The sequence below is a fragment of the Nocardia coubleae NBRC 108252 genome (genome assembly GCF_001612805.1).
Lineage (GTDB): Bacteria > Actinomycetota > Actinomycetes > Mycobacteriales > Mycobacteriaceae > Nocardia > Nocardia coubleae.
The window spans coordinates 338,532-364,893 of the sequence record NZ_BDBD01000018.1; the positions used below are offsets into that span (position 1 = coordinate 338,532).

Below are 26,362 nucleotides of genomic sequence, written 5' to 3' on the forward strand. Positions count from 1 at the left end.
ACCGGGCACACTTGAGCCTGTGACCGTTCGAGTTGGCGCCCTGCATCTGGGGTGGGATGTGGTGTCTGTCGCCGCGGGTGGCGGTGAGACCCCCATCCGCCCGGTTCAGGTGGAGGGCACCTACACCCCGCCCGCCTACCTGCTCGCCGACGCCGCGGGCAGGTTGCACACCGCCGGTGTCGACCGGCAGCGACCCGATCTGGGGATGGCGATCGCCGACGTGCGCGACATCCTCGGGCACCCGCAGATCGTGATCGCCGGCGCCACCTGGCCCGCCGAACTGGTGTTCCGGGCCAGGCTCTACAACCCGCTGGCCGCCGTCGGCAAGTATCTGCGCGGGAAGCCGCAGCTGGTGGCGTTGCCGTATCCGGACAGCTGGCCGGAGGAGAAGGTCGAGGTCTACGCCGGACTGGTCGAACAGCTCGACGTGGTCGTCGAACCGCTACCGGAGAGCGTCGCGCTGTCGGGATACCTGCGCGCGCTCGGCCTGGTCTCGCCGCCGAGCGAGCGGCACCACACCGGCATCGGCGCCACCGGCATCTACTCCGACGGCCGCACGCTGCTGGTCGTCGCGGTGCACGGCGACGACGAGCAGCCGACCGAATCGGTGGAGGTCTCGGTGAATCCGGAGGCGCTGCGCGACGCGCGCACCGCCGACAACGTGGTGATCGAGGCGATGGCCGCGGCCCGTTCCATCGGCGCCGACACCTCGACGGTGCTGCTCGCGGGCAACGTCTGCTTCAACGACGCGCTGCGCCTGGCCTTCCAGAACCACCTCGGACAGCGGCTGCAGGTGGCCGATCACCCGATGCACGCGCTGGTGCTCGGCGCCGCGCATCTGCTGGTCACCGAGCCGTTCGACGAGGACGACTACCCCGAGCCACAGCATCCCGGGCAGGCCTATGCCGCCCAGGTCGGCTGGGGTGCGCCGCCTGCCGCGCCGCCCGCCGCCCAGCCGCCGGGACCCGCCGGGTTCGTGGCCGGACCGCCCGCCCAGTCCGGTGGGCGGCACGCGCTCGACGACGAAGCCGACCAGCGCGGAAAGCTCCTCGGCAAGGTCAAGAAGGGGTTCTTCGGCGCACCCGCGGTGCTCGGCGCGCTTGCGCTCGCCGCCACCGGCTGGCAGACCGACACCACCCTCGCGGCCGACGCCTCGGACTGCGCGTTCACCCCGTACGTCAACACCACGCCGCCCGACGGCATCGCGACCGCGGACGGCAGCGTCGTCGACGGGTGCGCCACCCCCGGCATCGACAACCTGCGCTACCTGATCCCCGGCCCGGCGCGCACCACCGACCCGGGCCCACCGGTGGTCATCTAGTCCGATTGTGGGGGCGTCATACCCGGCTGGTATCGTTGGCCGCTGGCGTGTGGAACGTCGACCCGTTCGCGGTTCGGTGTCTCCGCGATGTCCCGGGTCTCCACCGGCCGCCGGGACAAATCTCGACTCCGGGATCCATAACAGTTGGCCGGCAACACCGACGACAGACAGGGAACGACTGTGCCTACGTACAGCCCCAAGGCAGGTGACGTCACCCGCAAGTGGTACGTCATCGACGCCACTGACGTAGTCCTCGGCCGTCTCGCCGTGCAGGCCGCTGGCCTGCTGCGCGGCAAGGGCAAGCCGACCTACGCACCCCACGTCGATGGTGGCGACTTCGTCATCATCATCAACGCGGACAAGGTTGCCATCTCCGGCAACAAGAAGCAGGACAAGCTGATCCACCACCACAGCGGACACCCGGGCGGCCTCAAGTCGCGCACTGTCGGCGAGGTGTTGGCGACCCGTCCCGATCGTCTCGTGGAGAAGGCCGTCAAGGGCATGATCCCGAAGAACAAGCTGGGTAACGCGATCGCGGGCAAGCTGAAGGTCTACGCAGGCCCGAACCACCCCCACGCCGCGCAGCAGCCGGTTCCGTTCGAGATCAAGCAGGTGGCCCAGTGACCGCTCCTGAAGAGTTCACCCCCGAAGAGTTCGACGCGGTCGACGAGACCGTGGTCGAGGTCGTCGAAGACGGCGAAGGCTACGACGAGGGCGAGGCCGTCTACGAGGCGTCCTACGAGCCGATCGTCATCGATCGTCCCGTGCAGACCGTCGGTCGCCGTAAGGAAGCCGTCGTCCGCGTGCGACTGGTTCCGGGCTCGGGCAACTTCACCCTCAACGGCCGCACCATCGAGGATTACTTCCCGAACAAGGTGCACCAGCAGCTGGTGAAGTCCCCGCTGGTGACCGTCGAGCGGACCGAGTCCTTCGACATCGTCGCCCTGCTGCACGGCGGCGGCCCCTCGGGTCAGGCAGGCGCCCTGCGTCTGGCCATCGCCCGCGCGCTGATCGAGGTCACCCCCGAGGATCGCCCCGCGCTCAAGCGCGCAGGCTTCCTGACTCGTGACCCGCGTGCCACCGAGCGCAAGAAGTACGGCCTCAAGAAGGCCCGTAAGGCGCCTCAGTACTCGAAGCGCTGATTTCGGCACTGCCGACCACCGTCTTCGCCTACCTTGGCTGAGGCGGTACGGTCTGCGGAGCACGTGTGCGAGAGCAGGCTTCCAGCACGGCTGGTCGCCTGCTCTCGTGCTGTATATGGACCACCTACAAGGGGCAGGTATGGGACGGCTTTTCGGTACGGACGGCGTTCGTGGGCTCGCCAACGAGTCTTTGAGCCCGGAGCTGGCGATGCGGGTCGCCGGTGCGGCGGCGCAGGTGCTCAGCCGCGGCAAGAAGCGTCCGGTCGCGGTGGTCGGTCGTGATCCGCGGGCCAGCGGCGAGATGCTCGAGGCCGCGGTGACCGCGGGCCTGACCGCCACCGGTGTCGACGTGCTGTCCGTCGGTGTGCTGCCCACCCCGGCCGTGGCCTACCTCACCGGCCTCTACGACGCGTGCTTCGGCGTGATGATCTCCGCCTCGCACAACCCCATGCCCGACAACGGCATCAAGATCTTCGCGGCGGGCGGGCACAAGCTCGACGACGCCGTGGAACAGCGGATCGAAGCCCTGATCACCGACGGCACAACCGTGCGCCCGACCGGCGCGGGCATCGGCCGCGTGCGCGGCGACTACACCGTCGAGGGCACCCACGAACGCTATGTCGAGCATCTGCTCGAATCGACCGGGGAGAACCTGTCCGGGCTCACCGTCGTGGTGGACTGCGCGCACGGCGCGGCCGCCGAGGTGGCGCCGCAGGTGTACCGGGAGGCCGGCGCGACGGTGATCGCGATCAACGCCGAACCCAACGGTCTCAACATCAACGACGGCTGCGGTTCCACCCACCTGGACGCGGTCCGCGCCGCGGTGCTCGCCAACGGCGCCGATCTCGGTGTCGCGCTCGACGGCGACGCCGACCGGTGCCTCGCGGTCGACGCCGCCGGCGAGGTGGTCGACGGCGACAAGATCATGGCGGTACTCGCGCTGGCCATGCGGGAGTCGGGCGAACTGGTCGAGGACACCCTGGTGGCCACGGTGATGAGCAACCTCGGGCTGCATATCGCCATGCGTGAGGCCGGTATTCGCGTGCTCACCGCCGCTGTCGGTGACCGCTACGTGCTCGAGGAACTGCGTCGCGGTGGGTTTAGTCTCGGCGGCGAACAGTCGGGTCACGTGGTTTTCCCGCGCTACGGCACCACGGGTGATGGTGTGCTCACCGGGCTGCGGTTGATGGCGCGGATGGCCCAGACCGGTCGCGGGCTCGGGGAGCTGGCGTCGGTGATGAGCACCGTGCCGCAGGTGCTGGTGAACGTGAAGGTGTCGGACAAGGCCGCGGTCGCCGCTGCCCCCGAGGTGCGCGACGCGGTGGCCGAGGCGGAGCGCATGCTCGGCGAGTCGGGCCGGGTGCTGTTGCGGCCCAGCGGTACCGAGCAGCTGGTTCGGGTGATGGTCGAGGCCACCGATCCGGCGCAGGCGCGTCAGCTGGCCGACGACCTGGCCAAGCAGGTCGCCGCCGTCTGATCCGCTGGCGTGCCGTCGCCGCTGCCTCTACTATCGGCGTACGCCGTAAGGACCTGTGTGCCCGTGGCGCGTGTGCTCGCTCGGCGCACCGGAAAGTTAGGCGCGCAGCATGATTCGAAGGGGGCCGATCATGGCGCCGCTGCCTGCCCGCAACTACCAGGATCAGTACTACGAGTACGGCGAGCCACACCGCTGCGGTGGGGCGTGTGGACGGCCGGGGTGTCGTGAAGTGCCGCAGGGGTATTCGCCGACGGTGCCGATCCGCGACGAGGGATACGGTCAGCGCATCGAGGCCGAGTCGTCGCGCAGCGGGGCGGTGGCGGTGCCACGGCCCTCGCCGCGCTCACGGTCGCTGATCGTGGTTGTCGCGATCCTGCTCGCCACGCTCGTCGCCGGGTTGGTCGGGATCAAGTTCGGGTCCGATATCGACCTGTTCGGTGCGGCGGAAACCGCTGTGGTCCAACCGATCTGATCAGAACTGGCCGGCGATGAAACCGGTGAACAGCACGAGGAAACCACCGACCTCACCCACGATCAGCCCGTACATCGACAGCTTCAGCGCGCCGGAGATCTCCCCGGCGAACTGGTCGGTGGTGTCGCGGCGCAGGCCGTGCATCGCGTAGCTGGCGATAGCCCCGGCGAAGAACGCGAGAACCACCAGGTCGGCGGCCAGATTCACGGGCGTGGGCCAGGCGCTGAGCTCGGTGAACACGGCAAGCGCCAGGCCCGCGAAGGAATACATCAGGGCCGCGCGGTGCGCGATGTCTACGTAGACGTGGGCGGCGCCGTCGACCCGGATGCCGCGATACTTCCAGATCCCGAGCAGCAGGGCGCTCAGGAAGATCAGACCGGTGACGAGCAGCGTGACGCGGGTGTCGATGCCTAATGCCATGGGGTGTCCTATTTCTCGGTGAGCTGCCCGGCGGCCATGTGCCAACGGCGGGTCGCTCGCACAGAATCCAGCATGCGGCGGTCGTGCGTCACCAGAATTAGGGTGCCCGTGAAGGATTCGACCGCCTGCTCGAGCTGTTCGATGGCGGGCAGGTCGAGGTGGTTGGTCGGTTCGTCCAGGACCAGCAGGTTCACCCCGCGCGCCTGGAGCAGGGCGAGGGCCGCGCGGGTGCGTTCGCCCGGTGAGAGCGTGTCGCACGCCCGGATCACATGCGGACCGCGCAGCCCGAACTTGGCCAGCAGCGTGCGGACATCGGCGTCGGGCCAGTCCGGCATGGCCGCGCCGAAGGTGTCGACCAGCCGGTCGGTGCCGCGGAACAGGCCACGCGCCTGGTCCACTTCACCGATGGCGACACCGGAACCCAAAGCGGCAGAGCCGGAATCGGGTGCGATCTTGCCGAGCAGCAGCCCCAGCAGGGTGGACTTGCCCGAGCCGTTGGCGCCGGTGAGCACGATCCGGTCGGCCCAGTCGATCTGGGTGGTGACCGGTCCGAGCGTGAACTCGCCACGGGTGACGGTGGCGTTGTTGGCGGTGGCAACCACCGCACCACTGCGCGGGGCGGCGGCGATCTCCATCCGCAGCTCCCACTCCTTGCGCGGTTCCTCGACCACCTCGAGCCGTTCGATGCGGCGCTGCGTCTGCCGGGCCTTCGCCGCCTGCTTCTCGGTGGATTCGGCGCGCGTTTTGCGGCCCATCTTGTCCGAGTCGTTCTTGCCCTTGCGCCGGGCGTTGCGCACACCGTGCTCGAGCCAGTTGCGCTGCATCTGGGCGCGTGCCTCCAAACCCGCTTTGGTGTCGGCGAATTCGTCGAACTGCTCGCGGGCGTGTTTGCGGGCGATCTCGCGCTCGGTGAGATACGCCTCGTAGCCACCGTCGTACATGCCGTACTGCTGCTGGGCCAGGTCCAGTTCCAGCACGCGATTCACGGTGCGCGCCAGGAACTCCCGGTCGTGGCTGATCACCATCAGCGGCACCCGCACGCCGGTGACGAAACGTTCTAGCCGTTCCAGGCCGTCGAGGTCGAGATCGTTGGTCGGTTCGTCGAGCAGGAGAATGTCGAAGCGCGACAACAACACCGACGCCAGCCCGGCACGCGCCGCCTGGCCACCCGACAGGCCCGTCATCGGGGTGTCGAGGCCGCCGGCCAGACCATCGATGAGGCCGAGTTCGGCGGCCACCTCCTCGGCCCGCTGCTCGAGGTCCGCGCCGCCGAGGGCCAGCCAGTGTTCCAGCGCGGGGGAGTAGTCGTCGTCACCGCCCTCGCCGAGGCGTTCGGCCGCGGCGTCCATCACCCGCTGCGCCTGCGCCACGCCCGTTCGGCGGGAGAGGAATTCGAGCACGGTCTCACCCTCGATGCGCTCGGGTTCCTGCGCCAGGTAGCCGACGGTGGCGTCCGGCGGGCTCAGGGTGATCGTCCCGTCGCCCGCGTCGCGCTCGGCCAGCATCCGCAGCAGCGTCGACTTGCCCGCGCCGTTCACGCCGACCAGCCCGATCACATCGCCCGGGGCGAGGGTGAAATCGAGGTCGGCGAACAGGGTCCGTTCGGCGTGTCCCGCGGACAGGCCGCTGGCGTGCAATGTCGTGCTCACCGCTCGAGTCTGCCCGATCTCAGGGTGTGACCCTGAGATGGGGTGGCCCGAAATCAGGGTGCGGATGGGTCCGTCGACCGATGCCGGGAAGTGGCACCCGACGGCACTGTGGAGTCATCACCGCTCGACCAGGAAGGCGCACCATCATGACTGCCCCCACCCGCCGCTTCACCCGCTCGACCAGCGACAAATGGATCGCAGGCGTCTGCGGCGGCATCGCCGACTACTTCGGGTGGAGCCCGAGCGTCGTCCGCCTCGCCTTCGTCGCCTCCTGCCTGCTGCCAGGACCCCAGTTCCTGCTCTACCTGATCCTGTGGCTGATCATGCCCAAGAAATAACACCCGACGTGGCCGTGAGCCGCTCGCGGATGACAGGATGGTGGAGTTCCGCCGCGCCGTCATCCGCGAGTTTCCCGTTTGAGGAGGAGCCATGGTCACCTCGGGCGACATCCCCGGCTTCGGCCTACCCGACATCGACGCGCACACACCCCTCGACAGCCTCGGCCCCGTCGAACTCAACTCCCCCTCCCAAGACCTCGACACCGACGGCGTAGCCGACTCCCTCACCCACACCGACCCCAACTCCACCACCATCTGGTCCGACTACGACGAGGACGGCCTCGCCGACCACGTGACGGTGATCGAGGAGGACGGGGACTATGCGGCGTGGGAGTACCACCGGCATCCGGATGGGACTTCGGAGTGGAGGAAGACTGATCAGGGGAATCTGGGAAAGTAGGGTTTTCGTGGGAACCGGTGGAGGGGTTCGCGCGTCGAAGTAGGTAGGCGTCATCCGGGCGCCGTGTGTTCTGCGGAGGTGGGGGAGATGGGTACGCAGGTTTCCGGCGGTGTCGTCGTCGACAAGACGGCGATGGACAAATCGGTCAGCAGCCTGCGGGCAACTGTGACCGAAGTGCGCACGGCGGCAAAAAATGTGGCGAACAACGACTGGGGCGACGGCACCGAGGCGGGTCGTGCCTACGCCGCTCAGGGCGTTCGGATCTCACAAGGTCTGGACCGGGCCGTCACCTGGCTCAGGGTGTGGACGACTTCGGTCGAAGCCACCGCCGACGCTATCGGCAAGGCCACGGTGGAATACGCCGAGGTGGACAAGAGCACTGCGCGCGCCCTCGATCAGGCAGCAGCGAAGTGAGCACTGACGTGCGGCGGGAGGGTCTGCGATGACCAAGACCGTTGATCAGATCCTCGATGACGGCGCGAAGGGGCTCCTCTACTTCGAGCAGCTGTTGCCGCTGTACCAGGAGGCGTTCGGCACAGACCTTGGTTGGCCGCTGCTGAAGATTCAGGCGACCTATGACCAGGAGCGCGAGATGAATCTCGCCAAGATGCAGGCGTCTGCCGATGCTCTGAAAGCGATGATCACTGTTGCCGACACACAACGAGGTGTGCAGCAGACCACGGCGAACAGCTTGGGGGCGAGCTGGCAGGGGGCGGCCGCAGAGGCCGGCATTGGGCGGCTGCGTGAGATCGTCGGGTTCGCGGAACAAGATCGCAACCCGGTGCAGACCCTTGCGAACGCGATGTCGGATGCCGTACCAACCCTTCGGCAGATCGTGGAGCAGAAGGCGACGACTGTTCTGCAGATCGCGGCCGGATACCGTGAACGAGGCGGGCAGACGGTGATCACGGTCAAAGAAATGCCCGCAGACGACATCCGGCGGATCATCGACGCCAGCAAAACCGGCGACATCACGGATATGTTGCTGAATACGTTGACCGACCTCGACGGCATCGAAAATCGGACCGAAGATGTCAAGCGACATTCCGATGAGTGGAAGCAGGCAGTCAAGGAGACCTGCAAGGAGTGGCTGGACGAGGTCTTCAAGCAGGCCTACAGCGACAAGCTCGATGTTTTCAGAGCCCAGTGCAACGTTGCGCAAACCGGCATCGAGGGCAAATTCAACTACCTCCAGGCGCTTGCCGACGCGATCCAAGAGCGTGCGTATCCGTCGGTCGCGGGGGTTGCTGCGGCACCGGTCGAGGAGCCTTCCAAGGGCGACCAGTCCGGAGCCAAAGGAAACCAGAACTCGGACGGTAGTTCCCCCGGTGCCGCCAAAGGCAGCCAGAACTCGGACGACCAAACCAGTGCCGCGGGCACGCAAAAGGGCGACACCTCGTCGCCGGTCAAGACTACGACGCAGGACACCGACGACGACTCCGACGACGACAGTTCCGATACCAGCACCGCGCTGAGTACTCTCGCCACCACGCTCAGCGAACTCGGCACGACGGTGTCGAGCGCACTGACCGGAGATCTCGGGAGTTCGCTGACTTCTGCGGTCGAATCGGTCGGTACTTCCATCAGTGATGGCATCGAGCAGATGACGGAGCAGGCGAGCACTCTGCTATCGGGAGAGCACGAGGCGTCGTTCCAGTTGGGCGATACGAAGGTGACAATCCAGGCGGGTGCGGAAGGCTTGTCGCTGACGACGACAGGCGCCGACGGTCAAACGACCGAGTACCGGCTGACCTTGGACGAGAACGGAACTCCCGTGGTCACCACGGAGTCCGGTTCGGACGGCTCGGCCGGCGACCAGGGCGACACGGGTGTACTCGGCACGGGGACACCGGAATCCGGGACAGGGCCGGGCACGGCGGAGCTCGAAGATGCGGGGACCGGAGCGGGAGGCGCTGCGGATGCCACCACGTCTGAAACTCCCGACCTGACGAATGCGCCGGTGACCAGCGAAGTCGGTGCGGGCGATCCCTCCTCGGGTTCGGTAGCCGGTGGCGTTCCGGTCGGTCCGCGGTCCCAGCAACAGGAGACCGACGGTGAACACACCCCAAGTGTCGAGGACCACCAGGCGAGTAATCCGGGTGACAGTGGTGCCGTCCTGGCCGAGGCGGGTCCACTGTGAGCACGGACAGAGCTGGCGGATCGCGCCGGACGCCGGGAGAATGATCCATCGTGGACTACGCGGCGGAGTTCGAGCAGATCGCGGCCGAGACCCTTCGGCGCTCGGTCATGCTGCGAGAGGAACTCGATGAGATCGACCGGCAGACGGCAATTCGCGCACAGCAGGTAGCTGGCAATGCGACCCGACGCTTCGATGCGGTGGTCGAATTGCTTGCACAGGATGCGGCCGACGCCGAAATCGCTGAGCCACAGCCTGATTCACATGAGGTGCAGGAGGAGCGCATCCAGCCCATTGCCCGCGCTGTGGCCCCACCGCCGCCTCCGGTCTTCCCCGCAGAACTCGACCCGACCCTCACTCCTGAGCAGCAGCGCCAGGCCGAGATCCGCGCCGCCGTGGCGCGAGCGCGGGCAGCGAGGGAAGCGCGCTCGGTCGTTGCCCCCTCCGATGGTGACTACGACTCCGAATCGGAGTACTACCGTCGCTCGACGTGGCTGGACTGATCCTGCATATTGTGATGATTCGCCTCGGCATGGCCGGTGCGAGGGTACGGGACGGTGCCGACTGTGGACCGCCGACGAGGGGAACGAAGGCGCGGGCCCGGTTCGAGCGCGAAGCGGATCTTGCTGCGCGCCTGGATCATCCGAATATCGTCACCGTCTATGACCGGGGCGTCGACGGAAATCGGCCCTGGATCGCGATGCAATACGTGCCGGGGACCGATGCAGCAACAGTGGGAGTTCTCGAGCCTCTACGTGCTGTACGGATCGTGTCCGAGGTCGCCGAGGCGTTGGACTTCGCGCACAGTCGAGGTGTGCTGCACCGGGATGTCAAACCCGCCAATGTGCTGCTCGGGGCGACGGAGCAGGGTCGGCCGGAGCGTGTGTTGCTGGCCGATTTCGGCATCGCCCGTTTGCATTTCGATCAGAACCCGCTCACGCAAACCGGAACATTCACCGCCACCTTGGCTTATGCGTCGCCGGAACAGCTGGCCGGATCGGCTGTCGGTCCACAGTGCGACCAGTATTCGCTCGCCTGCACTCTGTTCGTGCTGCTTACCGGCGCTCCTCCGTTCGCGGCAAACAATCCGGTTGCGGTGATCCAGTCCCACATGTCAGCTGATCCGCCGGCGATCACATTGCAGCGACCAGACCTACCTGCCGGGCTCGACCATGTGCTTCGCCGCGCGATGGCCAAGCGCCCTGAGGATCAGTTCGGGTCGTGTGGTGAATTCGCCGGAGCAGTGCGGTCGGCGTTCCAGCCCGTCGGGGCCGAAGCCGGTTTCGGAACGTCGACTGCAGCGCGACGGATAGCCGTCACCATGGTCAGCCCTGTACCGGCACCACGTCCGAGCCGGACCCGGGAAACGCGCCGCCCAGACCGCCGAGCATTCAGCGGCGCCGCACCGAATCCCGCCCATCGAGTCGGCAGGTGTGGCGACAACGAGCCGAGAACGTGGGCGTTGTCCTGGCCTTGGCGTGGATCATTGCACTGATATTGCTCGTCGTCCTGACGTGATCGGCAGCGCAGCCGGGCCAACCCGCGGTGCGTGAGGCGTGGCTCAGCCGCGAATGAGCTTGGCGATCGTGCCGACGGACAGCTTCGGCGCTTCCACTTCCACCTCGGCGTGGGGGTCGATGACCGTGGTGTGGGGGATGGCGGCTTCGGGGTCGGCGAAGGGTTTGTATTTTTTGTCGCCGACGAGGGTGGTGAGGAGGTAGCCGGTGAGGAGGGCTCGGGTGGTTTTGTCGGTTTTGTATTCGTAGCGGCCTGCGCCGAGGGCGGCGAAGAGGCGGCGGCCTTCGATGATGCCGTTGTGGGTGGCGCCGTCGAGGCGGCGCAGGAGGCAGGGGCCCGACCAGGCGGTGGCGAGGGGGCGGGCGTTGGAGTTGATGGAGTCGAGGTCGTCGCCTGCCAGGATCAGGGCGGGGGTGTCGAGGTCGGTGGCGATGTTCTCCGCAGCGGGGGAGGTGGGCGCGGGGAAGAGGGCGGCGACGGTGGCGACGGGGCGCTGGGCGGCGGCGATCACGGCGGCGCCCGCGCCCATGCCGTGACCGGCCAGGGCGAGGCGGTCGGGGTGGACGCTGATGGTGCCGTCGCCGAGGCGGACCTTGCTCACGATGTCGAGGGTGGTGAGCAGGTCGGTGGCGAGGTCGAGGTGTGACGGGATCGGTCCGCGTTCGGTGTCGGGGGCGGCGACCACGAAACCCCACGACGCGATGTGCTCGAGCAGGCCCTTGTAGTTCTCGGCGCTGGTCAGCCAGCTGTGCGCGAACGCGACGGCGGGCAGGTTCAGCCCGGACTCCGGGGTATAGACCACGCCGGGTTGACCGGCGATCCCGAGGTTGCCACGCAGCACCCGGTGAGGACCGCGCATGGACAGGGTGCTCAGGAGCGATTTCACGGAGTCCGACACGGCGTGAAGAGTATCCGATCAGTAGGGTGGTGGACCATGTGCGGAATCGTTGGCTACGTCGGATACCGGGATGCGCTCGGCGTTGTCGTCGACGCGCTGCGTCGCATGGAGTACCGGGGCTACGACTCCGCGGGGGTGGCGATTCTCGACGGAAACGGGGGGATCGCGGTCGAACGTAAGGCGGGGCGGCTGGCGAATCTGGAAGCCGAACTCGACGTCGCCGACGGCGCGAAATTCGCCGGGACCAGCGGAATGGGCCACACCAGGTGGGCCACGCACGGCGCGCCGACCGACCGCAACGCCCACCCGCACCGTGACCCCTCCGGCAAGCTGGCCGTGGTCCACAACGGCATCATCGAGAACTTCGCACCGCTGCGGCGCGAACTCGAGGACGCCGGGATCGAGCTGCTCAGCGACACCGACACCGAGGTCGCGGTGCATCTGGTGGCCCGCGCGTACGCGGAGGGGCCGACCGCCGGTGACTTCACCGCGAGCGTGCTCGCCGTGCTTCGCCGCCTCGACGGCGCGTTCACGCTGGTGTTCACCCATGCCGATCATCCGGGCACGATCGTGGCGGCGCGGCAGTCGACGCCGCTGGTCGTCGGGGTCGGGCAGGGTGAGATGTTCATCGCCTCCGATGTCACCGCGTTCATCGAGCACACTCGCGAAGCCGTGGAGCTCGGCCAGAACCAGGCCGTCGTGATCACCGCCGACAGCTACACCGTCACCGACTTCGACGGCAATTCCGACGTGACGAGCAGGCCGTTCACCATCGACTGGGATCTGGCCGCCGCCGAGAAGGGCGGCCACGACTATTTCATGCTCAAGGAGATCGAGGAGCAGCCGACCGCTGTCGCCGACACTCTGATCGGGCATTTCGTCGTCGACGAGAACGGCGGGCGGATCGTGCTCGACGAGCAGCGCCTCGCCGACCAGGAGCTGCGCGAATTCGACAAGGTGTTCGTGGTGGCGTGCGGCAGCTCCTACCACGCGGGTCTGCTGGCCAAGTACGCCATCGAGCACTGGACGCGGGTGCCGGTGGAAGTGGAGCTGGCCAGCGAATTCCGTTACCGCGACCCCGTGCTCGACCGGTCGACGTTGGTGGTCGCGATCTCGCAGTCGGGGGAGACCGCCGACACGCTGGAGGCGGTGCGCCACGCCAAGGAGCAGAAGGCGCGCGTGCTCGCGATCTGCAACACCAACGGCGCGCAGATCCCGCGCGAGTCCGACGCGGTGATCTACACCCGCACCGGGCCCGAGATCGGTGTGGCCTCGACCAAGGCGTTCCTGGCGCAGGTGGCCGCCAACTATCTGGTCGGTCTTGCGCTGGCGCAGGCGCGCGGCACCAAGTACCCCGACGAGGTGGCCCGCGAGTTCGCCGAGCTCGAGTCGATGCCGAAGCTGATCGCGCGGGTGCTCGACACCGCGCCGCAGGTGCGTGCCATCGCCCGCGAGCTGGCGCACGTGCCGACGGTGCTGTTCCTCGGCCGCCACGTGGGTTACCCGGTGGCGCTCGAGGGTGCGCTCAAGCTCAAGGAACTGGCCTACATGCATGCCGAGGGTTTCGCGGCGGGCGAGCTCAAGCACGGGCCGATCGCGCTGATCGAAGACGGTCTGCCGGTGATCGTGGTGATGCCGTCGCCGAAGGGTCGCGCGGTGCTGCATTCGAAGCTGCTCAGCAACATTCGCGAGATCCAGGCCCGCGGCGCGCGCACGATCGTGATCGCGGAGGAAGGCGACGACACGGTCCGCCCGTTCGCCGACGACCTCATCGAGATCCCGGTCGCCCCGACGCTGTTCCAGCCGTTGCTGTCGACGGTTCCGCTGCAGATCTTCGCCGCCGAGGTGGCGCAGGCACGCGGCTACGACGTCGACAAGCCGCGCAACCTGGCGAAGTCCGTCACCGTCGAATAGGACCTATTCGACGGTGATCTGGCCGCGCATCTCGGGGTGCAGGGAGCACAGGTAGCGGTAGGTGCCGGGCTGAGTGAAGGTGTAGGACCATTCGCCCTTGTCGATAATGGGGCTGTTGATGCCCATCGCCTTGTCGCCGATGCCCTGCACGTTGTGGGGGGCCTTGTCGGAGAACTTCCAGGTGACGGTTTGGCCGACCTTGACGGTCGCCTGGGCCGGGCTGTACTTCATGTCGCTGACCTCGACCGTGAGGGCGGCGTCCACCTCGACGCTCGGGGTGGTCGTGGTGCTGACCGGGCGGGGTTTGCGGGTTGTGGTGGTGGCGGCGTTGTCCGCGTCGCCGGAGCAACCGGCGGCGAGCAGGGCGGCGACCACGGTGAATCCGGCGGCAACCCGTGCGGCGCGGTGACGAACCATCGACATGGTTGTGCAGCGTAGTCTGCGAACGATCGCGGGACGGTCGTGGCCCGCGCGGGCGCAGGTGGGAGGCGAACGATGGTTGCTCGGCGTGACTATTTCACCGTCGATCAGGTGCGGGCGGCCGAGGCGGAACTGTTCACCCGGGTACCCGACGGTGTGCCGATGCGGCGCGCGGCGTTCGGGTTGGCGCGGGTGGTCGCCGATGAATTGCGTTCGCGCACAGGGGGAGTGGTCGGGCGTTCCGTTGGTCTGCTGGTCGGACCCGGTGACAACGGTGGTGACGGGCTGTGGGCCGGTGCGATGCTGCGGCGACGAGGGGTGGCGGTGCAGGCGGTGCTGTTGAACCCGGAGCGCGCGCATGCGCAGGGGCTCAGTGCTTTTCGGCAGGCCGGTGGTCGAGTGGTCGATCGGCTGGGCGAGGTCGACGTGGTGGTCGATGCCATCGTCGGTATCTCCGGCAAGGGACCGTTGCGTCCCGCAGCCGCAGAAATGGTTGCTGCCGTGCGGGTTCCGATCATTTCCGCCGACCTGCCCAGCGGTGTCGACCCGGACACCGGGGCCATCGACGGGCCCGCCGTGCGCGCGGACGTGACGGTGACGTTCGGTGCGTACAAACCCGTACATGCCCTTGCGCCCGCGAGCTGCGGACGAATCATCCTGGTGCCCATCGGTTTACATCTTCCCGATGCCACGCTGTCGCAACTCGATCCGGCCGAGGTCGGCGCCGAGTGGCCGGTACCCGGGCCGTTCGACGACAAGTACACCCAGGGCGTGACGGGCGTATGCGCGGGCAGCGCCGAATACCCGGGCGCCGGCGTGCTGTGTACCGGTGCGGCCGTGGCGGCGACCTCGGGAATGGTGCGGTACGCAGGCAGTGACACCGAGGTGGTGAAGCAACTCCCGGAAGTCGTTGCCGCACCGAGCATCCAGGAAACAGGCCGGGTACAGGCCTGGGTCTTCGGGCCTGGTGTCGGCGCAGACAGGCGCGACGATCTCGCCCGGCTGCTCGCCACGGATCTCCCGGTGATCGTCGACGCCGACGGCCTCACCATCCTCTCCCACGAACCCGACCTGGTACGCGGCAGACAGGCCCCGACCGTCCTCACACCGCACGCGGGCGAGTTCGCCCGGCTCACCGGTGCGAGCCCCGACCCGGACCGGCCGGCAGCGGTCCGCGCCCTGGCCGAGCAATGGGGCGTGACAGTGCTACTGAAGGGCCGCGCCACCATCATCGCCACCCCCGGCGAACCAACCCTGGTCAACGACGCGGGCGGCTCCTGGGCCGCCACCGCAGGCTCCGGTGACGTCCTCGCCGGCATCATCGGTGCCCTCCTCGCGGCAGGCAAACCCCCCACCTGGGCAGCCGCAGCGGCAGCCCGAACCCACGCCCTGGCCGCCAACCTCGCCGCCCACGCAGGCGAAACCGCGGGCGCCCCCATCTCGGCCACCCCCCTCCACACCCACATCCGACCCGCCATCCGCCTCCTACGAGAACTGCCCCCAACAGCAACCAACTGATCACGCAAGAACATGGGTAACTCCCCCACCACCTCCCAGCCCGTACGTATCCAACGCAAGCCCGACAACCAACGATCGAGCTACCGGACGCCCCGCTTAAGGCGCGGGGAGGCGGGGGAGGCAGGATCGGGAGGGTGAATGCGCAAGTGGAGACGGTCATCGACCTCGACGCCATTGCTCACAACGTGCGCGTGCTGCGTGGCTTCGCGCAGGGTGCCGCAGTGATGGTCGTGGTCAAGGCCGACGGGTACAACCACGGTGCCGTGCAGGTCGCGCGTGCCGCGCTGGGGGCGGGCGCGCGGGAACTCGGTGTCACCACGGTCGCCGAGGCACTGGAATTGCGGGCGGCCGGTATCGACGCCCCGATTCTGTGCTGGCTCAACACCATCGACGCCGACTACGGTGCGGCGATCGCGGCCGACGTGGAGATCGGGGTGTCCTCGCTCGAGCAGGTGCGGGTGGTCGAGCAGGCCGCGCGCAAGACCGGCCGCACCGCGACGATCTCGCTCAAGGTCGATACCGGGCTGAACCGCAACGGCGTCTCGGCGACCGAGTATCCGCAGGTCTTGGCCGCCGTGCGCGCCCTCGTCGACGACCGCGTGCTGCGTTTGCGCGGGATCTTCTCCCATCTCGCGCACGCCGACGAACCGGGCAATCCCGCCATCGACCGGCAGCGGGAACGGTTCCTCGAGGCCGTCGCGCTGGCCAAGGAACACGGCCTGGAGCCGGAGCTGATCCACCTGTCGAATTCGGCGGCCACCCTCACCCGCCCCGACCTGCACTTCGACCTGGTGCGGCCGGGTATCGCGGTCTACGGGCTCTCACCGATCCCGGAGCTCGGCGACTTCGGATTGCGGCCCGCGATGACGTTGCAGGCCGAGGTCACCCTGGTCAAACGGGTGGCTGCCGGGGAAGGCGTGTCCTACGGGCACCGGTGGATCGCGCCACGCGACACCACCGTGGCCCTGGTGCCCGCCGGATACGCCGACGGTGTGTTCCGTTCGCTCAGTGGGCGTTTCGAGGTGTGGCTCGGCGGCGCGCTGCACCGTAATGTCGGAAGGGTGTGCATGGACCAGTTCATGGTCGACCTGGGCGACAACGTCGGCAATGTGCGCGCGGGCGATCGGGCGGTGCTGTTCGGTGGCGGCGCGGGGCACCCGCACGCCTTGGACTGGGCGCGGCTGCTCGACACCATCGACTACGAGATCGTGTGCTCGCCACGCGGTCGCGCGGTCCGCCGTTACGTGGGGACCGGTCGATGAGGCGCCGTCAGGTGGTACGCGGCGGGTTCGCCACCGCCGGCGTGCTCGGGGCGCTCGCCCTCGCCCACACGCTGCGCCGCATCGGCGCGCGGGTGCGCTGGCCCGCCGAACGCGACGAGTACCGCGACGAGAACTTCGCCCTGATCGATGAGGACGAGCCGGGTGAGGTCGCCGCCGACGACGGTGTGTCGCTGGCCACCCGCACCTACGGCGACGACACCGCCGAGGTGACGCTCGTCTTCGTCCACGGCTTCTGCAACAGCATGGACTCGTTCCATTTCCAGCGCCGCGACCTGGCCCAGCAGTGGGGTCCGCGGATCCGGATGGTGTTCTTCGACCAGCGCGGCCACGGCCGCTCCGGCACGCCGAGCACCGACAGCTGCACCATCGCCCAGCTCGGCCGCGACGTGGCGACCGTGATCCGCACCTGCGTGCCGAAGGGTCCGGTGGTGCTCGTCGGACATTCGCTCGGCGGGATGGCGGTGCTCGCGGCGGCCGCGCAGTTCCCCGAACTGTTCGCCACCAGGGTGGTCGGGGTCGCCCTGCTCAATACCGCCGCTGCCGAGGTCACCTCCACCGGCGTGCTGCAGCTGCTGCGGCATCCGGCGCTGGGTGTTTTCGGGCTGGCCGTGCGGTCGGCGCCCGCGCTGGTGCAGTTCGGGCGCTCGGCGAGCAAGCACGTGGTGACGCCGATCCTGCACGTCAGCTCGTTCCACGGGCCGGTGAGTCCCACGCTGTCGCGATTCACCACGATGATGATCGATCGCACACCCGTCGCCACCGTCGAGAAGTTCCTGAAAACGATTGAGTTGCACGATGAATCGGCCGCGCTGCCGACACTGAACAAGCTGCCCGTGCTCGTCCTCGGCGGCGCGCACGACATGGTGATCCCGTTCGAGAACTCGCGCCTGCTCGCCGAGGCGCTGCCCAATTGCGAGCTGGTGAAGATCGGTGAGGGAGCGCACATGCCGCACCTGCAGTTCCCCCAGGTGACCCTCGACGCGCTCGACCGGCTGCTCACCCGCGCGGGCGCCGAGAGCTTCGGCGGGGAGGCCGTCGGTGGCTGACCCACGCACCCGCGTCCTGCCGTCCGTCGACGACACCGAGGCGCTCGGCCGCGAACTCGCGCAGACACTTCGCCCCGGCGATCTGGTGGTGCTCGACGGCCCACTCGGCGCCGGCAAGACCGCCTTGACCAGGGGCATCGCCGCCGGGCTCGGTGTGCAGGGGCGAGTGAGCTCGCCGACGTTCATCATCGCGCGCGCCCACCGCGCCGGGCAGCGACCCGACGGCTCGCCCGGGGTGCCGATGGTCCACGTCGACGCCTACCGGCTCGCCGGTGACCTCGACGAGCTCGATTCCCTCGACCTCGACACCGACCTGAACCACGCGGTCGTCGTCGTGGAGTGGGGCAAGGGCGTGGTCGAACACCTCGCCGACCGGCACCTGCGCGTGCAATTGGTGAGGGAACCGGAATCCGATGTGCGCACGGCGATCTGGGAATGGATCGGCTGACGCGCGCGGACCCGATCCACCAGTGCGCGCCGGTCGCGGATACCACCCGGTATTGTTGAGACAATCATGCTCGTACTAGCAGTCGACACCGCGACACCTGCCGTTACAGCGGGATTGGTGCATCTGTCACCGGCCGACGACGCGGACTCCCGACCCGCCGTGGCCACCCTCGCCACCCGGGTGAAGGTCGACGCACGCGCCCACGCCGAGGTCCTCACCCCGCAGATCCTCGAATGCCTCGCCGAAGCCGGGGTGGCCCGCGCCGACCTCGACGCCGTCGTCGTCGGAATCGGGCCGGGCCCGTTCACCGGCCTGCGCGTGGGCATGGCCACCGCGGCCGCCTTCGGTGACGCGCTCGGCCTGCCCGTGCACGGCGTGTGCAGCCTCGACGCCATCGCCGCCGACAGCGCGGACGAACAGCGCGAGGCCGGCGAACTGTTGGTGGTCACCGACGCGCGCAGGCGTGAGGTGTACTGGGCGCGCTACCTCGACGGTGCGCGTGTGGCCGGGCCCGAGGTGTGCAAACCCGCCGACGTACCGATGGGTGACGCCGTCGCCATCGCGGGGTCGGCCGCCCACGTCGACGACTTCGACCTGCCGGTCCTGCCGAACGAGACGCCGTCGCCCGCGGGCCTGGTCGCCGTCGCCGCACCCGCCCTGCTGGCCGGTGCGGTGCCCGAGGCGCTCGTGCCCCTGTACCTGCGTCGGCCCGACGCCGTGGAGAACAGCTTCCGCACCCTGGCAGGCGCCTCGTGACCTACCGCATCGCCCCGATGACCGTGCACGACATCGACCGCTGCGTCGAACTCGAACATCTGCTGTTCCCGGAGGACGATCCCTGGCAGGCGGTGTCGTTCCGGTCCGAACTGGCCGGGGCGCACAACCGCTACATCACCGCCCGCGACGAGAACGACACCATGGTCGGCTACGCGGGCATCGCGCTGCTCGGCGACAACGCCCATCCCGAGGCCGAGGTGCACACTATCGGGGTCGACCCGGAGTGTCATCGCGGTGGCATCGGGACCCTGCTGCTCGAGGCCCTGCTGGCGACGGCGGCCGAGCGCGGTGGCCCGGTGTTCCTCGAGGTCCGCACCGACAACGCGCCCGCGATCGCGCTCTACGCCAAGCACGGTTTCCACATCATCGGGTTGCGCAAGAACTACTACCACCCGAGTGGGGCGGACGCGTACACGATGCGGCGCCCGGAACTCACCGCCGCGGCCGACGAGTGGGCCGCGCGCGGTCGCCAGGACGAGGTGCTGTCGTGAACGGCGCGCGCTGTGCTGCCGTATTCGCCTACCGGATCGGATCGACTGTGAGCGGGGTCGCGGCGTGATCGTCATGGGGATCGAGAGTTCGTGCGACGAAACGGGAGTCGGCATCGTGCGCCGTCACCCCGACGGGTCGGTCGAACTGCTCGCCGACGAGGTGGCCTCGAGTGTCGACCAGCACGCCCGTTTCGGCGGTGTGGTGCCCGAGATCGCCTCGCGCGCGCACCTCGAGGCGATCGTGCCCGCCATGCGCCGCGCGCTGGCAGCCGCCGGGATCAGCAAGCCGGACGCGCTCGCCGTCACCATCGGGCCCGGCCTCGCCGGTGCGCTGCTGGTCGGTGTCGCGGCCGCCAAGGCGTACGCGGCGGCCTGGGACGTGCCGTTCTACGCGCTCAACCACCTCGGCGGGCACGTCGCGGTCGACACCCTCGAACACGGTCCGCTGCCGCCCGCGGTGGCGCTGCTCGTGTCGGGTGGGCACACGCATCTGCTGCAGGTGAGCGATCTCGGCTCGCCCATCACCGAAATGGGCAGCACCGTCGACGACGCCGCGGGCGAGGCCTTCGACAAGGTCGCCCGGCTGCTGGGCCTCGGTTATCCCGGCGGCCCCGCGCTGGACGCCATGGCGCAGGACGGTGACCCGCGCGCCATCGCCTTCCCGCGTGGCATGACCGGCCCGCGCGACGCCCGCTACGACTTCTCCTTCTCCGGCCTCAAAACCGCCGTCGCCCGATATGTGGAAGCCGCGCAGCGCCAGGGCATCACGCCCGAACAGCTGCCGATCCCGGATATCGCCGCGTCGTTCCAGGAGGCCGTGGCCGATGTGCTGACGATGAAGGCGGTGCGCGCGGCGACCGATGTCGGTGTCGACACGATCGTGCTCGGCGGCGGTGCCACGGCGAACTCGCGGATCCGCTCGCTGGCCGAGGAGCGCTGCGCCGCAGCCGGATTGACCCTGCGGGTGCCCAAGCCGCGGCTGTGCACGGACAACGGGGTGATGATCGCGGCCCTCGGCGCGCATGTGATCGCGGCGGGCGCGGAACCCGCGGAGCTGACGGTGGCGACGGACCCGGGGCTCCCGGTGTCGGTGAGCGCGCTGCGCTAGGTCTGCTGGTTCTAGTCGACCGGGACGAGCGGGGTTACGCCTGTTGTCGGCGGAACCACGAGGCTGCCGCTGGCCGGTGCCTGGGTGGGTGAGGTGTTCGGGGTCGACGGACGCTGCTGGCCGCGACCGGATCCGCTGTTGATGCCGCCCGGCGATTCGGGGTAGGGGATCTGCGGGAGGTTCGGGTCGGGGCGCAGGGTCGGTGCCGTCGTCGTGGGCGACGGGGACGGCGCGGGGGTGGTCGACGGTGTGGACGTCGGCGGTGTCGTGGTGGTCGGCTCCTGGGTGGGAGCGGGCGACTCGACGACCGGCGGGGCAACGGTGACCCCGGTGCGGTCGGTGCTCTCTCGATAGGTGGGTGTCGGTGCCTGCGGCACCACGGGTAACGGCGGCTGGCGCACGGTGCTGCTGGTGCCTGCGGGCGTCACGTCGGGGGCATCCGGCGAGATGGTCCGCACGCCGTAACCGATCACCAGCCCGACCACGACCACCGCACCGGCCAGCGTGCCGATCACCTTGGCGAAGGTGCCGCTCGGCGCGTCACCGAGGGTGGCCACCTGTAGACCCGAGGGCGCCGCCGCGTCGGCGAGCAGGGCCGCGCCCTTGGCGATCACGGCCTCGGGATCCGGCACCGTGACCACGGGGACGTCCAGGCGCGCGTCGAGGGTGTCGACGACGCTGGGGATGTTCGCGCAGCCGCCGATCACCGCGACCGCCTCGGGATACTTCGGCGCCCTGGTGAACACCGAGGCCGTGAACACCGCGATATTGCGCAGCAGCCCGCCGATGAGCTCCTCGAAATCGGAGCGCGTGAGTTTCAGCGGCTGCCCGGCCACATGGTCGATGGTGACCGCGGGCGCGACGGTGAGGTGTTCCTTGGCGGCGCGGCCGCGATTGGTGAGGGTCTGGCGGTTGGGCCTGGTCCCGCGCCGGGCGTAGTGCAGGTCGACGAGGTGGTGGTAGATCAGCTCGTCGATGGCGTTGCCGCTGAGGGTGGGGGTGCGTTCGGTGTGCAGGACCGTGCCGTCGGCCTGGTCGGCCACGGTGACGGTGAGGCCGGTGGCGCCGAGGTCGACCACGGCCACGGTCGAATACCGGTCGAGCAGACCGGTATTGCGCAGATAGGCGAGTGCGGCGGTGCCTTCGGGAACCAGGCGCAGATCGCGGTGGTGCGAACACGCGGCCCGGATGGCCTGGGCCTGCTCGCGGTTGCGGTAGGCGACGGCCACACTGGTCGGTGGGCGCGAGCGCGTGGCGACGGCACGGCGGTGCGCGCCGGTGGAGTAGCGTCCGAGCGGTTCGCCATCCAGCTCCACGTGCTGCTGGGACACGGGTAACTGGTTGGTCATCAGTTCGATCGACGACGACACGAGGTCGCCGAGGTCGGAGTGCGCGGCGTCGGCGGAGACGACGCGGTAGTCGAAGTTCTGTTCGCCGGATGGAGCGGTGGCGACCAGAGCCGAGCACACCACCTCGTTCCCGGCGGAAATGCCGAGGGATGTTCGCATGTTCACCTCCCTTCGAGCGGATGGTTCCAACGGAGGCCGACCATCTCGAATGGAACGATATGCATACTCTGTCACAGCCTGTTATGCGAACGTTACAGATTCCGTCGGTCGATGTGAAGATCACCATTACGCGCGGGCGTGTCGATAATGCGACATTGGCAGAACCCGACCTTGAGCGCTGGCACTCTCGCGTATAGAGTGCTAGTCGGCACTGTGTAGCTGTGCTTGTGCCATCGACGACTACTGGGCTCGGAGTCCCGGCACCCGCGACGACGGGGCCTGCGCGCAGGGTCGCATGCTGAACCGAACCCGGTCCGGGGCAACAGTTCCGGACAACCGAATTCCCCTGAAAGTGGAGGGCTCAACGTGGCGAGCGTGAACATCAAGCCGCTCGAGGACAAGATCCTCGTCCAGGCCAACGAGGCCGAGACGACGACGGCCTCCGGCCTGGTCATCCCGGACACGGCCAAGGAGAAGCCGCAGGAGGGCACCGTCATCGCCGTCGGCGAGGGCCGGATCACCGAAAAGGGTGACCGCATCCCCGTCGATGTCAAGGAAGGCGACGTCGTCATCTACAGCAAGTACGGCGGCACCGAGATCAAGTACCAGGGCGAGGAATACCTCATCCTCTCGGCGCGCGACATCCTGGCCGTCGTCACCAAGTAAGGCCGACGCCGCACCAGCGTTCCGCCCCGGCGTCTTCGTGACCCCGGGGCGGAATGCGTTAAAACACAGGAGCTTTTAGATGCCCAAGCAGATCCGGTTCGACGAGCAGGCTCGTCGGGCACTGGAACGCGGTGTGGACAAGCTGGCCGACGCCGTCAAGGTCACCCTCGGCCCGCGTGGCCGCCACGTGGTCCTTGCCAAGGCCTTCGGTGGCCCCACCGTGACCAACGACGGTGTCACCATCGCGCGTGACATCGACCTCGAGGATCCCTTCGAGAACCTCGGCGCCCAGCTCGTCAAGAGCGTCGCCACCAAGACCAACGACGTCGCGGGCGACGGCACCACCACCGCCACCGTGCTGGCCCAGGCGTTCGTGCGCGCCGGCCTGAAGAACGTCGCCGCGGGCGCCAACCCCATCACGCTCGGCCAGGGCATCGCGCTCGCCGCCGAGAAGGTGTCCGAGGTGCTGCTCGCCGCGGCCACCCCGGTCGAGGGTGCCCAGGCCATCGCCCAGGTCGCCACCGTCTCCTCGCGTGACGAGGAGATCGGCGAGATGGTCGGCAAGGCGCTCACCACCGTCGGCAAGGACGGCGTGGTCACCGTCGAGGAGTCCTCGACCACGCAGACCGAACTCGTCGTCACCGAGGGTGTGCAGTTCGACAAGGGCTACCTCTCGCCCTACTTCCAGACCGACCCCGAGACCCAGCAGGCCGTGCTGGAGGACACCTACGTCCTGCTGCACCGCGACAAGATCAGCTCGCTGCCCGACCTGCTTCCGGTGCTCGAGAAGATCGCCGAGTCCGGCAAGGGCGTGCTGATCGTGGCCGAGGACGTCGACGGCGAAGCGCTGTCGACCCTGGTGGTCAACTCGATCCGCAAGACCATCAAGGCCGTCGCGGTGAAGGCGCCGTTCTTCGGTGACCGCCGCAAGGCGTTCCTCGACGACCTCGCCGTCGTCACCGGTGGCACCGTGATCAACCCCGATCTCGGCGTCACCCTGCGCGAGGCCACCCTCGAGCAGCTCGGCCAGGCGCGTCGCGTCGTCGTCACCAAGGACGAGACCGTCCTCATCGACGGTGCGGGCACCGAGGCCGACATCGCGGCCCGCAGCGCGCAGCTGCGCCGCGAGATCGAGGCCACCGACTCCGACTGGGACCGCGAGAAGCTCGAAGAGCGCCTCGCCAAGCTGGCCGGTGGTGTCGCGGTGATCAAGGTCGGCGCGGCCACCGAGACCGCGCTCAAGGAGCGCAAGTACCGCGTCGACGACGCGGTCGCCGCCGCCAAGGCCGCGGTCGAGGAGGGCATCGTCCCCGGTGGTGGTTCGGCGCTGGTCCAGGCCGCCGCCGCCCTCGTGGAGCTGCGTGACTCGCTGACCGGCGACAAGGCCGTCGGCGTCGAGGTGGTCCGTAAGGGCCTCGAGGCGCCGCTGTTCTGGATCGCCACCAACGCGGGCCTCGACGGCGCCGTGGTGGTCAGCAAGGTCGCCGAGGGCAAGGAGGGCTTCAACGCCGCCACCCTCACCTACGGTGACCTGCTCACCGACGGTGTCGTCGACCCGGTCAAGGTCACCCGTTCGGCCGTGGTGAACGCCGCGTCCGTCGCCCGGATGATCCTGACCACCGAGAGCGCCATCGTGGACAAGCCGGCCGAAGAGGCCGACGACCACGGTCACGGTCACGGTCACGCGCACTGACCTGACATGACGAAGGCCCCCTGACCCTGTTGGGTCCGGGGGCCTTTCGTTGTGCGCCTAGCTGGCTACGGGTGGTTCTTCGGCCTCGATCGCGGCCAGTAGCCGAGCGCGCAGAGACGGGGGTGGTGGGGTGGCGGTGAGTTCCGAGAGTTCGGTGAGAGCCGCGCGGGTGGCGCGGATCTCGTGCAGAAACTCGGTACACAGGGTGGGGTCTTCGGTATCGATGATGGTCTGGATCGCGTGATGGTCTTCGTCGTCGATCAATCCGAGCGCGACGGTGTGCGCGAGATCGATCTGGGCGTCGTTCATCTCACGTCACCCCCAAACTTTTCTTCAGTCGTGTCAATCCGTCCCGAATACGGGACTTAACGGTCGGTAATCCGATGCCGAGGTGCTGAGCTACCTCCGCATACGTCCGCCCGCCGTAGTAGGCGAGCGAGATCGCCTCGCGCTGGGTCTCGGTCAATGTCGAGAGCCCGCGCCGGACGGCCTGCTGTTCGAGTCTGCGTTCCACCTCCTCCGTGACCTCGTCGAATTCGTGACCGAGTACCCGGATCCCGTACGCGACCTCGCGCTGGGTGTGGGCTTGCTCGGCACGAACCCGGTCGACCGCGCGGCGGTGGGCCAGCGTCATCAGCCAGGTCACCGCCGACCCCTTGGCGGGGTCGAAACTCGTTGCGGTGCGCCAGATCTGAAGGTAGACCTCCTGCGTCGTCTCCTCGGCGTACCCGGGGTCGTGGAGCACCCGCAGGATCAGGCCGAAGACGCGGGCGCAGGTCCGGTCGTACAGTTCGGCAAAGGCTTGCTGGTCGGCAAGGCCGCATCGTTCCAACAGTGCAGCTAGCTCGACTCCTTCGGCCGCGCGTGCGGTAACCGCAGAATCCACGCTCGGTGGGAAGGCTTCGCTTCGGAACCCATTCTGTGTCATCGGTCACGAATGTAGCCCGAGGCTATGACACCCCTGCGAGCGGGGTGCCTCGAATCGGGTGCCAGCTGTTTGCTAGGAATTCGGCGCCCCACGCAGGATGGATGGGAACGGATTTGCGGAGGGTTCCGCGAAGGGCTCTAGACCGCCATGCGCCGCCGGTTGCGGCGGGCGTGCATCTCGCGTTCGGTCTCGGACATGCCACCCCAGATGCCGTAGGGCTCACTGACCTTGAGGGCGTGGGTGCGGCACTGCATGAGCACGGGGCAGGCCCGGCAGATCTCCTTGGCGCGCATCTCGCGCGCGGTGCGGGCGCGGCCACGTTCGCCGTCGGGGTGGAAGAAGACGGCCGAGTCCTGGCCGCGGCACGAGCCACGCATCTGCCAATCCCAGACGTCGGCGTTCGGACCGGGGAGGTGGGTGGGCATGGGCATGGTGAACTCCTTGTGGTGCGAGCTCGTCAGCGTTGTCGAGCGAGTGGTGCGGCAGGTCAACGCGGCCCCTCGGTTGAGTGGCCGGCTCGACGGTGCCTGACGGTGCCGAGTGGATGGTCGCTGCAATTTCGCGCGGCGCCGTCCCCGGCGATGAGCTACGTTAGGGCTCGGCGGGAAATTCCGTCAATAGTTCCGCGCATTGGTTCAGCAAATCATCAACGCTGAAATTTAACCTGCGAACTGTTTACATTTCACTCCTCGTCCGTCCATACTGTTCGGTTGGCTATGGATGGGTCGAGTTGGTCTGTGGAAGCGCACGGCTATTTCCCCTGGTGACAGCCTTTTCGATGCATTTCGAG

The 26,362-nt window shown here is 68.4% G+C and carries 29 protein-coding genes; 21 read left to right on the plus strand and 8 right to left on the minus strand.

Annotation, left to right across the window (positions count from 1 at the left end; genetic code table 11):
• Positions 1-19: 19 nt before the first annotated feature.
• The 5 genes from NCO8_RS18600 to NCO8_RS18620 all read left to right on the plus strand — a co-directional run bounded on the left by NCO8_RS18600 (position 20) and on the right by NCO8_RS18620 (position 4,412).
• On the plus strand, positions 20-1,321 hold the full coding sequence (locus NCO8_RS18600) for a hypothetical protein (protein WP_245655415.1): 1,302 nt from the start codon (positions 20-22) through the stop codon (positions 1,319-1,321).
• A 180-nt stretch (positions 1,322-1,501) separates the two neighbouring features.
• Positions 1,502-1,945 carry a 50S ribosomal protein L13 gene (gene rplM, locus NCO8_RS18605; RefSeq protein WP_022567307.1) on the plus strand — a complete coding sequence of 148 codons (444 nt, stop codon included), beginning with the start codon at positions 1,502-1,504 and terminating at the stop codon, positions 1,943-1,945.
• Positions 1,942-2,463: a 30S ribosomal protein S9 gene (gene rpsI / locus NCO8_RS18610; RefSeq protein WP_084457283.1), complete on the plus strand. Its 522-nt coding sequence runs from the start codon at positions 1,942-1,944 to the stop codon at positions 2,461-2,463. The genes rplM and rpsI overlap by 4 nt, the downstream gene beginning before the upstream one ends.
• A 139-nt stretch (positions 2,464-2,602) precedes the next feature.
• Complete coding sequence (gene glmM, locus NCO8_RS18615) at positions 2,603-3,940, plus strand: phosphoglucosamine mutase (RefSeq protein ID WP_067641255.1); 1,338 nt, start codon at positions 2,603-2,605, stop codon at positions 3,938-3,940.
• A 109-nt stretch (positions 3,941-4,049) separates the two neighbouring features.
• Positions 4,050-4,412: a hypothetical protein gene (locus tag NCO8_RS18620; RefSeq protein WP_157104970.1), complete on the plus strand. Its 363-nt coding sequence runs from the start codon at positions 4,050-4,052 to the stop codon at positions 4,410-4,412.
• Here the strand turns inward: NCO8_RS18620 and NCO8_RS18625 are convergent, their stop codons facing one another.
• Both NCO8_RS18625 and NCO8_RS18630 read right to left on the minus strand, forming a co-directional pair.
• Positions 4,413-4,832, minus strand: coding sequence for a hypothetical protein (locus NCO8_RS18625; protein WP_067641257.1), 420 nt, complete (start codon positions 4,830-4,832; stop codon positions 4,413-4,415).
• A gap of 8 nt (positions 4,833-4,840) precedes the next feature.
• Positions 4,841-6,427, minus strand: a complete 1,587-nt coding sequence (locus tag NCO8_RS18630; protein WP_439951685.1) for an ABC-F family ATP-binding cassette domain-containing protein — start codon at positions 6,425-6,427, stop codon at positions 4,841-4,843.
• 200 nt (positions 6,428-6,627) lie between these two features.
• Here NCO8_RS18630 and NCO8_RS18635 point away from each other — a divergent pair, with 200 nt between their 5' ends.
• The 6 genes from NCO8_RS18635 (at position 6,628) to NCO8_RS30725 (ending at position 10,851) form a co-directional block, all read left to right on the plus strand.
• Positions 6,628-6,819 carry a PspC domain-containing protein gene (locus NCO8_RS18635; protein WP_067490919.1) on the plus strand — a complete coding sequence of 64 codons (192 nt, stop codon included), beginning with the start codon at positions 6,628-6,630 and terminating at the stop codon, positions 6,817-6,819.
• 91 nt (positions 6,820-6,910) lie between these two features.
• On the plus strand, positions 6,911-7,219 hold the full coding sequence (locus tag NCO8_RS18640; protein WP_067490917.1) for a DUF6802 family protein: 309 nt from the start codon (positions 6,911-6,913) through the stop codon (positions 7,217-7,219).
• Between the two features lie 87 nt (positions 7,220-7,306).
• Positions 7,307-7,633, plus strand: coding sequence for a hypothetical protein (locus NCO8_RS18645; protein WP_067641261.1), 327 nt, complete (start codon positions 7,307-7,309; stop codon positions 7,631-7,633).
• Positions 7,634-7,661: 28 nt separating this feature from the next.
• Entirely contained in the window at positions 7,662-9,359 is a 1,698-nt protein-coding gene (locus tag NCO8_RS18650) for a hypothetical protein (RefSeq protein ID WP_067641264.1), read from the plus strand.
• Positions 9,360-9,409: 50 nt separating this feature from the next.
• Positions 9,410-9,859 carry a hypothetical protein gene (locus tag NCO8_RS18655; protein ID WP_067641266.1) on the plus strand — a complete coding sequence of 150 codons (450 nt, stop codon included), beginning with the start codon at positions 9,410-9,412 and terminating at the stop codon, positions 9,857-9,859.
• Entirely contained in the window at positions 9,847-10,851 is a 1,005-nt protein-coding gene (locus tag NCO8_RS30725) for a serine/threonine-protein kinase (protein WP_245655416.1), read from the plus strand. The genes NCO8_RS18655 and NCO8_RS30725 overlap by 13 nt, the downstream gene beginning before the upstream one ends.
• A 66-nt stretch (positions 10,852-10,917) precedes the next feature.
• Here NCO8_RS30725 and NCO8_RS18660 read toward each other — a convergent pair whose 3' ends face one another.
• Positions 10,918-11,772 (minus strand): alpha/beta hydrolase, encoded by an 855-nt coding sequence (locus tag NCO8_RS18660; protein ID WP_067641268.1) that lies wholly within the window; start codon positions 11,770-11,772, stop codon positions 10,918-10,920.
• 36 nt (positions 11,773-11,808) lie between these two features.
• Here NCO8_RS18660 and glmS point away from each other — a divergent pair, with 36 nt between their 5' ends.
• Positions 11,809-13,686, plus strand: a complete 1,878-nt coding sequence (glmS, locus tag NCO8_RS18665) for a glutamine--fructose-6-phosphate transaminase (isomerizing) (RefSeq protein ID WP_067490905.1) — start codon at positions 11,809-11,811, stop codon at positions 13,684-13,686.
• 3 nt (positions 13,687-13,689) lie between these two features.
• Here the strand turns inward: glmS and NCO8_RS18670 are convergent, their stop codons facing one another.
• Positions 13,690-14,109 carry a cupredoxin domain-containing protein gene (locus tag NCO8_RS18670; RefSeq protein WP_067641269.1) on the minus strand — a complete coding sequence of 140 codons (420 nt, stop codon included), beginning with the start codon at positions 14,107-14,109 and terminating at the stop codon, positions 13,690-13,692.
• 72 nt (positions 14,110-14,181) lie between these two features.
• On the opposite strand from NCO8_RS18670, the gene NCO8_RS18675 reads away from it, so the two are divergent.
• The 7 genes from NCO8_RS18675 (at position 14,182) to tsaD (ending at position 20,777) form a co-directional block, all read left to right on the plus strand.
• A complete protein-coding gene (locus NCO8_RS18675) occupies positions 14,182-15,624 on the plus strand; it encodes a bifunctional ADP-dependent NAD(P)H-hydrate dehydratase/NAD(P)H-hydrate epimerase (protein WP_067641271.1) in 1,443 nt (480 codons plus the stop codon).
• 134 nt (positions 15,625-15,758) lie between these two features.
• On the plus strand, positions 15,759-16,886 hold the full coding sequence (gene alr, locus NCO8_RS18680; protein WP_312032670.1) for an alanine racemase: 1,128 nt from the start codon (positions 15,759-15,761) through the stop codon (positions 16,884-16,886).
• Complete coding sequence (locus NCO8_RS18685; protein WP_067641607.1) at positions 16,883-17,953, plus strand: alpha/beta fold hydrolase; 1,071 nt, start codon at positions 16,883-16,885, stop codon at positions 17,951-17,953. The genes alr and NCO8_RS18685 overlap by 4 nt, the downstream gene beginning before the upstream one ends.
• Positions 17,946-18,401, plus strand: coding sequence for a tRNA (adenosine(37)-N6)-threonylcarbamoyltransferase complex ATPase subunit type 1 TsaE (tsaE, locus tag NCO8_RS18690; protein WP_067641275.1), 456 nt, complete (start codon positions 17,946-17,948; stop codon positions 18,399-18,401). The genes NCO8_RS18685 and tsaE overlap by 8 nt, the downstream gene beginning before the upstream one ends.
• A 66-nt stretch (positions 18,402-18,467) precedes the next feature.
• On the plus strand, positions 18,468-19,157 hold the full coding sequence (gene tsaB, locus NCO8_RS18695; protein WP_067641277.1) for a tRNA (adenosine(37)-N6)-threonylcarbamoyltransferase complex dimerization subunit type 1 TsaB: 690 nt from the start codon (positions 18,468-18,470) through the stop codon (positions 19,155-19,157).
• Positions 19,154-19,669, plus strand: coding sequence for a ribosomal protein S18-alanine N-acetyltransferase (gene rimI, locus NCO8_RS18700; protein ID WP_067490895.1), 516 nt, complete (start codon positions 19,154-19,156; stop codon positions 19,667-19,669). Before tsaB ends, rimI begins: the two co-directional genes overlap by 4 nt.
• Before the next feature lie 64 nt (positions 19,670-19,733).
• Entirely contained in the window at positions 19,734-20,777 is a 1,044-nt protein-coding gene (tsaD, locus tag NCO8_RS18705) for a tRNA (adenosine(37)-N6)-threonylcarbamoyltransferase complex transferase subunit TsaD (RefSeq protein ID WP_067490893.1), read from the plus strand.
• Between the two features lie 11 nt (positions 20,778-20,788).
• On the opposite strand, the gene NCO8_RS18710 is transcribed toward tsaD, so the two are convergent.
• Positions 20,789-22,285, minus strand: a complete 1,497-nt coding sequence (locus NCO8_RS18710; protein WP_067641279.1) for a DUF7159 family protein — start codon at positions 22,283-22,285, stop codon at positions 20,789-20,791.
• 366 nt (positions 22,286-22,651) lie between these two features.
• On the opposite strand from NCO8_RS18710, the gene groES reads away from it, so the two are divergent.
• Together groES and groL are read left to right on the plus strand one after the other, a co-directional pair.
• Complete coding sequence (gene groES / locus NCO8_RS18715) at positions 22,652-22,951, plus strand: co-chaperone GroES (RefSeq protein WP_067490891.1); 300 nt, start codon at positions 22,652-22,654, stop codon at positions 22,949-22,951.
• Positions 22,952-23,030: 79 nt separating this feature from the next.
• Positions 23,031-24,644 carry a chaperonin GroEL gene (groL, locus tag NCO8_RS18720; RefSeq protein ID WP_067641281.1) on the plus strand — a complete coding sequence of 538 codons (1,614 nt, stop codon included), beginning with the start codon at positions 23,031-23,033 and terminating at the stop codon, positions 24,642-24,644.
• Positions 24,645-24,701: 57 nt separating this feature from the next.
• Here the strand turns inward: groL and NCO8_RS18725 are convergent, their stop codons facing one another.
• The 3 genes from NCO8_RS18725 to NCO8_RS18735 form a co-directional block, all read right to left on the minus strand.
• Complete coding sequence (locus NCO8_RS18725) at positions 24,702-24,953, minus strand: RskA family anti-sigma factor (protein ID WP_067490887.1); 252 nt, start codon at positions 24,951-24,953, stop codon at positions 24,702-24,704.
• Between the two features lies 1 nt (position 24,954).
• Entirely contained in the window at positions 24,955-25,530 is a 576-nt protein-coding gene (locus tag NCO8_RS18730) for a sigma-70 family RNA polymerase sigma factor (RefSeq protein WP_067490885.1), read from the minus strand.
• Positions 25,531-25,709: 179 nt separating this feature from the next.
• The gene (locus NCO8_RS18735) at positions 25,710-26,003 is read right to left on the minus strand and encodes a WhiB family transcriptional regulator (RefSeq protein WP_022567299.1); all 294 of its coding nucleotides are present in this window, start codon (positions 26,001-26,003) and stop codon (positions 25,710-25,712) included.
• Positions 26,004-26,362 lie beyond the last annotated feature (359 nt).

Bases quoted from the DNA above. Each gene is read 5' to 3' on its own strand.
- NCO8_RS18645 (WP_067641261.1), top strand. From the start codon at position 7,307: ATGGGTACGCAGGTTTCCGGCGGTGTCGTCGTCGACAAGACGGCGATG.
- NCO8_RS18620 (WP_157104970.1), top strand. From the start codon at position 4,050: ATGATTCGAAGGGGGCCGATCATGGCGCCGCTGCCTGCCCGCAACTAC.
- NCO8_RS18650 (WP_067641264.1), top strand. From the start codon at position 7,662: ATGACCAAGACCGTTGATCAGATCCTCGATGACGGCGCGAAGGGGCTC.
- NCO8_RS18710 (WP_067641279.1), bottom strand. From the start codon at position 22,285: ATGCGAACATCCCTCGGCATTTCCGCCGGGAACGAGGTGGTGTGCTCG.
- NCO8_RS18640 (WP_067490917.1), top strand. From the start codon at position 6,911: ATGGTCACCTCGGGCGACATCCCCGGCTTCGGCCTACCCGACATCGAC.
- glmS (WP_067490905.1), top strand. From the start codon at position 11,809: ATGTGCGGAATCGTTGGCTACGTCGGATACCGGGATGCGCTCGGCGTT.
- NCO8_RS18670 (WP_067641269.1), bottom strand. From the start codon at position 14,109: ATGTCGATGGTTCGTCACCGCGCCGCACGGGTTGCCGCCGGATTCACC.
- NCO8_RS18625 (WP_067641257.1), bottom strand. From the start codon at position 4,832: ATGGCATTAGGCATCGACACCCGCGTCACGCTGCTCGTCACCGGTCTG.
- tsaB (WP_067641277.1), top strand. From the start codon at position 18,468: ATGCTCGTACTAGCAGTCGACACCGCGACACCTGCCGTTACAGCGGGA.
- NCO8_RS18685 (WP_067641607.1), top strand. From the start codon at position 16,883: ATGAGGCGCCGTCAGGTGGTACGCGGCGGGTTCGCCACCGCCGGCGTG.
- groL (WP_067641281.1), top strand. From the start codon at position 23,031: ATGCCCAAGCAGATCCGGTTCGACGAGCAGGCTCGTCGGGCACTGGAA.
- NCO8_RS18675 (WP_067641271.1), top strand. From the start codon at position 14,182: ATGGTTGCTCGGCGTGACTATTTCACCGTCGATCAGGTGCGGGCGGCC.
- NCO8_RS18725 (WP_067490887.1), bottom strand. From the start codon at position 24,953: ATGAACGACGCCCAGATCGATCTCGCGCACACCGTCGCGCTCGGATTG.
- NCO8_RS18635 (WP_067490919.1), top strand. From the start codon at position 6,628: ATGACTGCCCCCACCCGCCGCTTCACCCGCTCGACCAGCGACAAATGG.
- glmM (WP_067641255.1), top strand. From the start codon at position 2,603: ATGGGACGGCTTTTCGGTACGGACGGCGTTCGTGGGCTCGCCAACGAG.
- NCO8_RS18735 (WP_022567299.1), bottom strand. From the start codon at position 26,003: ATGCCCATGCCCACCCACCTCCCCGGTCCGAACGCCGACGTCTGGGAT.